At 74.4% G+C, this 11,476-nt stretch carries 1 protein-coding gene; it reads right to left on the minus strand.

Translation table 11 applies throughout. The annotated features are described in order from the left end of the window. Positions 1-11,318 (minus strand): SDR family NAD(P)-dependent oxidoreductase (locus ACFWP5_RS49740; protein ID WP_384173163.1); only part of this gene is annotated, 11,318 nt, incomplete at its 3' end. Positions 11,319-11,476 lie beyond the last annotated feature (158 nt).

The raw sequence follows: 11,476 nt of genomic DNA on the forward strand, positions 1-11,476 counted from the left end.
GTGAGTTCGCCGATGGAGTGCCCGAGTAGCTGGTCGGGGCGGACGCCGTGGTCTTCGAGGAGCCGGAAGAGGGCGACCTGAAGCGCGAAGAGTGCGGGCTGTGCGTAGGCGGTGTCGTTGATCGCGTCGTCGTCGCCGAACACGACGTCCTTGAGCGGCCGTTCGAGATGCGGCCCGAACGCCGCACAGACCTCGTCGAAGGCGGCCGCGAACACCGGGAACGCGGTATGCAGGTCACGTCCCATGCCGGAGAACTGGCTGCCCTGCCCGCTGAACAGGAACGCGACACCGCCGCCGCGCGGCTCGCCGACCACCAGATCCGGATGCGGCTCACCGGCCGCGAGCGCGGAGAGGGCCCCGGCGAGGACCCCCCGATCGCCGGTGACCACCGACGCCTGGTGGGGGAACAGCGGCCGGGCCGCGAGCCCCGCCGCCAGCTCGCCCGCCGTTACCTCGGGATGCTCCGCGAGATGCCCGGCGAACCGCGCCCCTGCCTCCCGCAGCGCCGCCGGATCCTTGGCCGACAGGCGCACCAGCACCGGCCCAGCCTCCGGCTCGACGGCGGCCGAGGCCCCGGGAGCCTGTTCGAGGATCACGTGCGCGTTGGTGCCGCTGATCCCGAACGACGACACCGCCGCGCGGCGCGGCCGTCCGGTCTCCGGCCACGGCGTCGTCTCCGGCAGCAGGGCCACGTGCCCGGCGGACCAGTCGACGTGCGGCGAGGGCCCGTCCAGATGCAGGGTCTTCGGCAGGCTGCCGTGCCGCATCGCCTGCACCATCTTGATCATTCCGGCGACTCCGGCGGCGGCCTGCGTGTGCCCGAGGTTCGACTTGATCGCGCCCAGGTAGACCGGCAGGTCGGCGGAGTGCGCGCGCCCGTAGGTGTTGAGCAGAGCCCCCGCCTCGATCGGGTCGCCGAGCGTGGTGCCGGTGCCGTGCGCCTCGACCGCGTCGACCTCGCCGGCTGTGAGCCGCGCGCCGGCCAGCGCCTGGCCGATCACCCGCTCCTGCGACGGGCCGTTCGGTGCGGTGAGCCCGTTGCTCGCGCCGTCCTGGTTGACGGCGGTGCCGCGGATCACGCCAAGGATCTCGTGGCCGTTACGGCGGGCGTCGCTGAGCCGCTCCAGCAGGAGCACGCCCGCGCCCTCGCCCCAGCCGGTCCCGTCCGCGGACGCCGAGAACGGCTTGCAGCGGCCGTCGGGCGCCAGGCCCCGCTGGCGGCTGAACTCCAGGAAGACCGACGGGGTCGCCATGACCGTCACACCGCCCGCGAGCGCCAGTTCGCATTCGCCGGACCGCAGGGACTGCGCAGCGAGATGGGTCGCGACCAGCGAGGAGGAACAGGCGGTGTCGATGGTGACGGCGGGTCCTTCGAACCCGAAGGTGTAGGCGACCCGGCCGGACGCGATGCTCCCGGCGCTGCCGCTGACGAGATAGCCCTCCAACGACCCCGACGACCGCGCGACCCGCTGGCCGTAGTCGTCGTACATGACGCCGGTGAACACCCCGACGGACCGCCCCCGCAGCGTGCCGGGGTCGATCCCGGCGCTTTCGAGGGACTCCCAGGAGATCTCCAGCAGCAGCCGGTGCTGCGGGTCCATGGCGAGCGCCTCACGCGGGCTGATCCCGAAGAACGCCGCGTCGAAGTCGCCCGCCCCGTACAGGAAGCCGCCGTGCCTGACGTAGGACTTTCCGGTCCGCTCCGGGTCGGGGTCGAACAGGTCGTCGTCCCAGCCGCGGTCGGCGGGGAACGGGCCGATGGCGTCGCCGCCGGACTCCACCAGACGCCACAGGTCAAGCGGCGACCTGACCCCGCCGGGGTAGCGGCAGCCCATCCCGACGATCGCGATCGGCTCGCCGGGATCGGCACTCCGGGACCTGACCACCGCGCCCGCTCCGGCGGCCCCCGTGAGCTCAGCCCGCAGATGCCGGGCGAGGGCGCCCGCCGTCGGATGGTCGAACACCAGCGTGGACGGCAGCTTGAGGCCTGTCGCCTTGACCAGCAGGGTGCGGAGCTCGACGGCGGCCAGGGAGTCGAATCCCAGGTCGCGGAAGGTCAGGTCCGGGTCGAGGACGGCGTCGCGGCCGAGCCCGAGGACGGTGCCGACCTCGGTGCGGAGCACCTCGGCGACGATCTCGGACTGCTCAGCCTCGGCGCATCCGGCGAGCCGTGCGGCGAGGCCGCCGCCCCGCGTGCGCGGCGGCGCGGCCTTCTTCGGCGGCGGTGCGGCGATCACATACGGTTCGGCGGCGGCCAGGGCGGCGTCGAACAGGGCGAGACCCTGCTCGGCTGTCAGCGGGACGATCCCCGCCCGCCGCAACCTGGCCAGGTCGGAGTCGGTGAGCCGCGAGGTCATGCCGCCCACCTCCTGCCACAGCCCCCACGCGATCGAGGTGGCGGGAAGGCCTTCGGCGTGGCGGTGGTGGGCGAGGGCGTCGAGGCAGGTGTTGGCCGCCGCGTAGTTGGCCTGCCCCGGCGTGCCGAGGAACCCGGCCGCGGACGAGAACAGGACGAAGTGGTCGAGGTCGCGGGTCTGCTGGTGCAGGTTCCAGGCGGCGTCGATCTTGGGCCGGAACACGTCGGCGAGATGCTCCGGTGTCTGCCGGTCCAGGGGCGCGTCGCGCAGCGTTCCCGCCGCGTGGATCACGGCCGTGAGCGGGTGCTCGGCCGGGATCGATGCGAGGAGCGCGGCGAGGTCGCCAGGGTCGGCGGCGTCGCAGGCGGCGATCACGACTTCGGCGCCGTGGCCTTCCAGGCGGGCCTTGAGGTCGGCCGCGCCCGGCGTCGCGGGGCCGCGCCGCCCGGTGAGCAGCAGCCGCCGGACGCCGTGCCGGACGGCCAGGTGCTCGGCGATGAGCCCGCCGAGCGCCCCGATCCCGCCGGTGATCAGCACGGTTCCGTCGGTGCGGAACCGCCCGGTTCCGGGCGCGGCGGCGGCCTGCCGGGGCGCGCGGAACCCGCCGTCGTGGAGCCGCAGCTCGGGACGGCCGGTCCCGATCGCGGCCGCCGCGAGCTCGGCGGTGACGTCCGTGTCGGCGTCCAGCAGCACGATCCGACCGGGATGCTCCGACTGCGCGGACCTGACCAGCCCGGGGACGCCCGCCTGCCCCAGATCGGCGCCGTCCGCCGGTCGGGTGACGACCAGCAGCGGCCCGTCGTGGTCCGCGCCGAGCCAGGACCTGACCGCGTCCAGGACGTGCCCGGCCGTCGCGAGGGGCTCCAGCCCGGACGGGACCTCCAGCACCCCGCCGACCGTCCCGCCGGCGTCGCCGGAGCCGACCGGCTCCCACACGACCGTCGTCAGCGGCACCGGGTTCCGGCCGGAGAAGACCCGCTGCAGTTCCTCCGCCGAGACGGGGCGGGTCGACAACTCCCCCACGGACAGGATCGGCAGGCCGGCAGGATCGGTCACCGTGACCTCGACGGCGCCCGGCCCTGCCGGGGCGATCCGCACCCGTAGCTCGGCCGCGTCCGAAGGGATGGCGCGCACGTCACGCCAGGTGAACGGCAGCGGGTACGCGCCGTCCGCCATGCCCTGGACGGCCAGGGGATGCAGCGCGGCGTCCAGCAATGCCGGATGCACCGTGAACCCGGCGGTGTCGTGGTCGGGCCCGAGCCTGACGGTCCCGTGGAACACCGCGCCGTCGCGCTCCAGGTCGTGGAGGTTCTGGAACGCCGGGCCGTAGTCGTAGCCGTGGTCGGCGAGCCGCTCGTACAGGTCCGTCAGGTCGACGGCGTCGGCATGGCCGGACGGCGGGTCCGCCGCTTCGGGAAGGTCTCCGGAGGGGGCGAGGAGGCCTGAGGCGTGCTCGGTCCACTCCTCGTCGTCGCCCGTCCGGGCGTGCAGGGTCAGCGCGCGGTGCCCCAGCTCGTCGGGGGCCGCGACGGTGACGTTCACGTCGCGGGGACGGCCGGGTTCGAGGAACAGCGGGCTGCGCAGGGTGAGCTCCTCGACGGCGGGGCAGCCGGTGGCCCGTCCGGCGTGCAGCGCCAGGTCGAGGAAGGCCGTGCCGGGCAGCAGCGGCGCACCGTGGACGGCGTGGTCGGCGAGCCACGGCAGGCCTTCCCGGGAGAGCCTGCCGGTCGCCTGCCAGCGGCCGTCGGGCAGCGTCGTCTCGGTGGCGAGCAGCGGATGCCCCGCCGCGCGGAGCCCGAGCCCGGTGACGTCTCCGGCGTCGTTCGCCGCGGTCAGCCAGTACCGGGTCCGCTGGAACGGGTAAGCGGGCGGCGGCACGTCGAGCACCGGGCCGTCTACGGGCAGCACGGCCCTGCCCCGAACGTACAGGCCCGCCAAGGCCGTCAGATATGCGGTGATGTCCGGCTTCCGGTGATGCAGCACCGGCAACACGGCGGCCGCCCCGTCCAGGGACTGTTCGGCGAGCGTCGCGAGTGTCGGGCGCGGCCCGAGTTCGAGGTAGAGGGCGGGGGAGTGTTCGGCGTGGAGGTGGGTGAGCCCGTCGTGGAAGCGGACGGCGCTGCGGATCTGGGACGTCCAGTAGGCGGGGTCGGTGAGCTGCTCTTCGGTGGCGGTCAGACCGGTGACGTTGGAGATGACGGGAAGCCGGGTCGGGTGGTAGGTGATGGTCTCGGCGATCTTCTGGAAGTCGGCGAGCATGGGTTCCATGAGGGCCGAGTGGAAGGCGTGGCTGACCACCAGGCCGCGCGCGTCGATGCCGTCCTCGGCCAGCCGCTCCGCCACCCGGTCGAGGGCGTCGAGCGGCCCGGACAGCACCGTCGAACGCGGCGAGTTCACTCCCGCGACCTCGACGCCGTCCAGATGACGCGTCAGCTCCGCCTCGCCCGCCTGGACGGTGAGCATGCCTCCGCCGGCGGGGAGTGCGCTCATGAGCCGTCCGCGCGCCGCGATGAGCCGGGCGGCGTCGTCGAGGGTCCAGAGTCCGGCGAGGTGGGCGGCCGTGAGTTCGCCGATGGAATGTCCGAGTAGCTGGTCGGGGCGGACGCCGTGGTCTTCGAGGAGCCGGAAGAGGGCGACCTGGAGGGCGAAGAGTGCGGGCTGTGCGTAGGCGGTGTCGTTGATCGCGTCGTCGTCGCCGAACACGATGTCCTTGAGCGGCCGTTCGAGATGCGGCCCGAACGCCGCACAGACCTCGTCGAAGGCGGCCGCGAATACCGGGAACGCGGTATGCAGGTCACGTCCCATGCCGGAGAACTGGCTGCCCTGCCCGCTGAGCAGGAACGCGACACCACCGCCGCGCGGCTCGCCGACCACCAGATCCGGATGCGGCTCACCGGCGGCGAGCGCCGCGAGGGCCTCGGCGAGCCCAGCCCGGTCGTCGCACCCGGCGATCACCACGGCGCGGTGCTGGAGCGGCCGCCGCCGCGCCAGCGCCGCCGCCAGCCCGCCGGGCGCCGCCTCAGGCCGTACGGCGAGATGGGCCGCGAGCCTCCCGGCCGCGTCCCGCAGCGCCTGCGGAGTCCGCGCCGACAGCGGGACCGCCACGACCTCGGTGCCACCGGCGTCCACCGGCACGGGCTCCGGAGCCTGCTCCAGCACGAGATGCGCGTTGGTGCCGCTGATCCCGAACGACGACACCGCCGCCCGGCGCGGACGTCCCGTGTCGGGCCACGGAGTCGTCTCGGTCAGCAGCTCCACCGCGCCGGACTCCCAGTCGACGTGGTGGGAGGGCGCGTCCACGTGCAGCGACTTCGGCAGCGTGCCGTGCCGCATCGCCTGCACCATCTTGATCACGCCCGCGACGCCGGCGGCGGCCTGGCTGTGCCCGATGTTCGACTTGATCGACCCCAGCCGCAGCGGAGCGTCGTCACGGCCGCGGCCATAGGTGTTGAGCAGCGCCTGCGCCTCGATCGGGTCGCCGAGCGTGGTGCCGGTGCCGTGCGCCTCGACGGCGTCCACCTGCCCGGCGGTCAGCCCGGCGTTGCGCAGCGCCTGCTCGATCACCCGCTCCTGCGACGGTCCGTTCGGCGCCGACAGCCCGTTGCTCGCGCCGTCCTGGTTGATCGCCGACCCCTTCAGGACCGCGAGGACGGTGTGCCCGCGGCGTTCGGCGTCCGACAGCCGCTCCAGGACGACCAGTCCCGCGCCCTCCGCGAAACTCGTCCCGTCGGCGGCGGACGAGAACGGCTTGCACCGGCCGTCGGGGGCGAGGCCCCGCTGGCGGCTGAACTCCAGGAATATGCCCGGCGAGCTCATCACCGTGACGCCGCCCGCCAGCGCCATCTCGCACTCGCCCGACCGCAGCGAATGTGCCGCCAGGTGCAGCGCCACCAGTGACGACGAGCAGGCGGTGTCGACCGTCACGGCGGGGCCCTCGAACCCGAACGTGTAGGAGACCCGGCCTGAGATCGCGCTGGTGATCGAACCGGTCAGCAGGTAGCCGCCGACGTCGCGCGGGTCGTGGTGCATGCGCGGCCCGTAGTCCTGGGCGATGGCGCCCGCGAACACGCCGACCGGACGGCCGCGCAGCTCCGCCGCGTCGATCCCGGCGTTCTCGAGCGCCTCCCACGCGGTTTCCAGGAGGAGCCGCTGCTGCGGGTCCATGGCGAGCGCCTCACGCGGACTGATCCCGAAGAACTCGGCGTCGAACTCGCCCGCGTCGTAGAGGAATCCGCCGTCCCGGACGTACGACGTCCCCGGACGGTCGGGGTCGGGGTCGAACAGCTCGGCGCTCCAGCCCCGGTCGGGGGGGAACGCCCCGATGGCGTCGACGCCGTCCAGGGCGAGCCGCCACAGGGCTTCGGGGGTGTCCGCCCCGCCGGGATAACGGCAGCTCATCGAGACGATCGCGATCGGATCGTCGTCGGCCGCCACCGCGACGGCGGCCGTGGGCGCGGCCGGGACGCTCCCGGACAGCTCCTCCAGCACGAACCGGGTGAGGGAGTCGATGGTGGGCCGGTCGAACACGACCGTCGTCGGCAGTCGCAGCCCGGTCAGCGCGTTGAGCCGGTTGCGGAGCTCCACCGCTGTCAGCGAGTCGAATCCGATCTCCCGGAATGCCTGCCCGGTGTCGAGACTCTCCGGCGACGGATGCCCCAGCACGATCCCGACCTGGTCGCGGACCTCTCCGAGCACCCGTGTGTACCGTTCGTCCTCCGGCAGGGAGGCGATCAGGCCCGCCCAGCCCGTCGCGTCGGGGGCGCTGCCCGCCGCCGCGACCCGCCGGGCCGCGGGCGCCAGGCCGCGCACCAGCGGCGACGGATGCGCGGCCGCGGTCCCTGGCGGCAGCGGCGTCGCCACCACGTGTGGGCTGCCGAGCCGCAGCGCCGTGTCCAGCAGCGCGAGGGCATGATCGTCGGCCAGCGGGGTCAGGCCCGCCCGGCGCAGCCGGGCACGGTCGGCGTCGGTCAGCTCGCCGGTCATCCCGCTGCCGCGCTCCCACAGGCCCCACGACACCGACAGGGCCGCCAGCCGGTGCCCGCGGCGCAGATGGGCGAGCGCGTCGAGATAGGTGTTGGCGGCGGCGTAGTTGCCCTGCCCGGGGTTGCCCAGCACCCCGGTCGCGGACGAGAACAGCACGAACGCGGCCAGATCGAGGTCCCAGGTCTGCTGGTGCAGGTTCCAGGCGGCGTGGATCTTCGGCCGCATCACCTCCTCCAGGGCCTCCTCGGTCAGGCCGGTGATCGGCGCGTCTCTGAGCAGGCCCGCCGCGTGGACGACCGCCGTCAGTGGATGTTCGGCGGAGAGCCCCGACAGGAGCGTGTCCAGGGCGACGGCGTCGGCCGCGTCACAGGCCGCGACGGTCACCCGCGCCCCCAGGCCCTCCAGCTCCTCGACCAGCTCGGCCGCGCCGGGAGCGTCCAGGCCGCGCCTGCCGACGAGCAGCAGCCGCCGGGCGCGGTGGACGGTCACCAGATGCCGGGCCACGAGGCCGCCGAGCGTGCCCGTGCCGCCGGTGATGAGGACGGTGCCGTCCGGGTCGAGGGCCCGCGGCGGGGTCAGCACGACCTTGCCGACGTTCGCGCCCTCCTGCAGGTGGCGGAGCGCCGCCCGCGCCTCCGCCAGTTCCCAGACGCGGACCGGCAGCGGCCGCAGCGTCCCGGAGGCGAACAGCCGCGACAGCTCACCCATCATCGCCTGGACCCGGTCCGGGTCCACCACGAGCAGGTCGAACGCGGTGTAGGCGACGCCCGGATGGTCGGCGGCGACGGCCCTGGCGTCCCGGATGTCGGTCTTGCCGATCTCGACGAACGAGCCGCCCCCGGGGAGGAGCCGCAGCGAGGCGTCGACGTATTCCCCGGCCAGCGAGTTCAGCACGATGTCGACGCCGCGGCCGCCGGTCGACTCGCGGACTGTGTCCTCGAACGTCAGGCTCCGCGAGTCCGCCCGGTGCGCCTCGTCCAGGCCGAGGGCGTCGAGGGCGTCCCGCTTGCCGGCGCTCGACGTCCCGAACACCTCGGCGCCAAGATGCCGGGCCAGCTGGACGGCCGCCATCCCGACGCCGCCCGCCGCCGCGTGCACCAGCACCCGCTGCCCGCGCCTGATCTGCGCGAGATCCACGAGGCCGTGGTAGGCGGTGAGGAACACGATCGGGGCCGACGCGCCCTGCTCGAACGTCCAGTCCTCCGGCAGCGGCGCCAGATGCTGGGCGTCGGCGACCGCGAACGGCGCGAACGCGTGGGAGAACAGCCCGAACACCCGGTCGCCGGGCGCCAGGCCGGTCACCTCCGACCCCGTCTCCAGGACGACGCCTGCACCCTCCAGGCCTAGCCCGGTCTCGCCCTCGCGCATGGCGAGCGACACGAACACGTCACGGAAGTTGACGCCCGCCGCCCGCACCGCGACCCGAACCTCGCCGGGGCCGAGCGGGACGTCCGGCGCGTCGGACGGGACCACTTCGAGATCATCGAACGTCCCGGTCAGGCCGGTGATGTCCAGCCGCCACGACGGCCCGGCGGGCGGCAGGAGCCGTCCGGCGGCGGCCTTGGCGAGGCGGGGCACGTGGACGGCCCCGCCGCGCAGTGCCAGCTGGTTCTCGTCAAGGGCGTGGGCGGCCGAGACGCCGGCCGCGATCTCCCCGGGGACGTCGGCGACGACGTCCAGCAGCTGGAAGTGGCCGGGGTTCTCGTTCTGCGCGGACCGGACCAGACCCCACACCGCGCTGTGTGACAGGTGGATCGGATGGTCGTCGCCGGGCAGCCGGTGCGCGCGGACGGTGCAGAAGGTGAGGGTGCCGCCGTGCAGGGCGGGCGAGGCCAGCCACTCCTGGAGGAGGGCCAGCGCGGCCATGGTGGCGGTGGCGACCGAGTCGGGGCAGTCGCAGTCGTCCAGCTCGCGGCCACAGGTCGCGGCGATCATCGCGGGCGGCACGACGACGTCCAGGGGGGCTTCGACCGTCCCGCTTTCGACGGCCGCCGCCAGATCGACGAGCGGCCCGTCGAGCCGGAGCGGCGCCGGACGGTCCGCGTCGGGGAGCCCGGCGGGTAGCCAGCCGAGGTCGAACAGGTCGTCCGCGGTCCGGGCGGGGGCCGGGCCGCCGGCCTGCTCGCGCAGCGTCAGCTCGGCGACGGTCAGCACCGGCCGTCCCGACGGGTCGGCGGCGTGCAGGGAGACCGCGCCGGGCCGCAGCGGTGTCAGCACGACATGCAGGGTCTCCGCGCCGGTCGCCCACAGCCGGACTCCGGACCAGGAGAACGGCAGGCTGACGGGGCCGTCGCCGTCGAGGACGTTCGCCCGCAGCAGGGCGTGGAGCGCGGCGTCCAGTAGTGCCGGGTGGAGCCCGTGCCGTCCGGCGGGCAGGTCGGACGGGAGCCGCACCAGGGCGTGCAGCTCAGCGCCGCGCGTGCGGAACTCGCGCAGGTTCTGGAAGGCGGGGCCGTAACCGTAGCCACGGTCGGCGAGCGCCGGATAGAGGCCGGTGACGTCGGCGGCGGCTGAGCCGTCCGGCGGCCAGGACGTGTGGGCGGGCAGAGCCTGCGGAGGGGTGGGCACGAGGGTCCCGGACGCGTGCTCGGTCCAGCCGCCGCCCGAACGCGGACGGGAGTGGACGGTGATCCTGCGGCGCTCCCGGTCGTCCGGGGCGGTGACCGAGACGTGCAGGTCGCACGGGTCGGTCAGGGTGAGCGGTGCCTGGAGGGTCAGCTCCTCCACGACAGGGCAGCCGGTGACGTCGCCCGCGTGCAGCGCCAGGTCGAGGAACGCAGTCGCGGGCAGCAGCGGGACGCCGTGCACGGCGTGGTCGGGCGTCCACGCGGGCGTTTCGGGCGACAGCACGCCGGTCGCCTGCCAGCGGCCGTCGGGGAGCACGGCGGCCGTCGCGAGCAGCGGATGGTCGGACGGGTCGAGGCCGGTGCCCGCGGCGTTGCCGTCGCCGGCCGGGTCCAGCCAGTAGCGGACCGGCTGGAACGGGTAGGACGGCAGTGGGATCTCCGGGCGGCGCGGCGCGGGCCAGCCGGGCTTGGCCGAGTGCAGGCGGAAACCGGCGAGCGAGGCGAGGAACCTGCGGTGGCCGCCGTCGTCGCGGCGGAGTGTCGGATGCGCCGAGACCGGCGCGTCGGCGGTCTCCCGGATCGCGGGCGCCAGCACCGGATGCGGGCTCGTCTCGACGAACAGCGTGTGGTCTTCGGCGAGTGCGGTGAGCGTCGGCAGGAACAAGACGGGGTTGGCGAGGTTGTCGTACCAGTAGGCCGCGTCCAGGACGGTCGTGTCGGACAGGAGGCCACCGGTGAGGGTCGAGTGGAACGGGATCCGCGCGGGCATCGCGGTCACGTCGCCCAGCTCGGCCAGGAGAACGGCGCGCAGCGGGCGCATGAGCGGGGTGTGCGAGGCGTAGTCGACGGGGATCATGCGGGCGTCGACGTGCTCGGCGGCGCAGTGGGCGAGCAGCGTCCCGGCGGCGGCGGTCGTCCCGGCCACCACGGTCAGGGCGGGCCCGTTGACGGCCGCGATGTGCAGCTCCCCGGTGAGGCCGAGCCGGCCGATGAGGGCCTCGGCGGAGCCGGCGTCGAGCGGGACGGAGACCATCCGTCCGGTGTCGGCGAGGTCGAGCAGCGCCCGCGCCCGGACGGCGACGACCCGCGCGGCGTCGTCCAGACTGAGCGCGCCGGAGATGTGCGCGGCGGCGATCTCTCCCTGGCTGTGCCCGATCACGGCGTCGGGCTCGACCCCGTGATGCTGCCAGAGCCGGGCGAGCGCCACCATCATGGCGAACAGCGCGGGCTGCACCACGTCGGTTCCCCCCGGCAGCTCGGGCAGCGCCAGGACATCAAGCAGCCGCCACCCGGTATGCGGTTCGAGCGCCTGCGCACAGTCATCGAGCGCGGCCGCGAACGCCGCCGACTCCTCCCGCAGCCGTAACCCCATCCCTGCCCACTGCGACCCCTGCCCGGGAAACACGAACACGGTCCCGCTCCCCGCAGGCTGCGTCTCGGGCCCGAGCACCACCGCCGGATGCGGTCGCCCGGCCGCCAACGCCTCGAACGCCTCGATCGCACCTTCCCTGTCGTCTCTCCCGACGACGACCGCTGCCCTCCGCGCCAACTGCGCCCTCCCGGCGAGCG

It is taken from the genome of Streptomyces sp. NPDC058469, assembly GCF_042721125.1.
Taxonomy (GTDB): domain Bacteria; phylum Actinomycetota; class Actinomycetes; order Streptomycetales; family Streptomycetaceae; genus Streptomyces.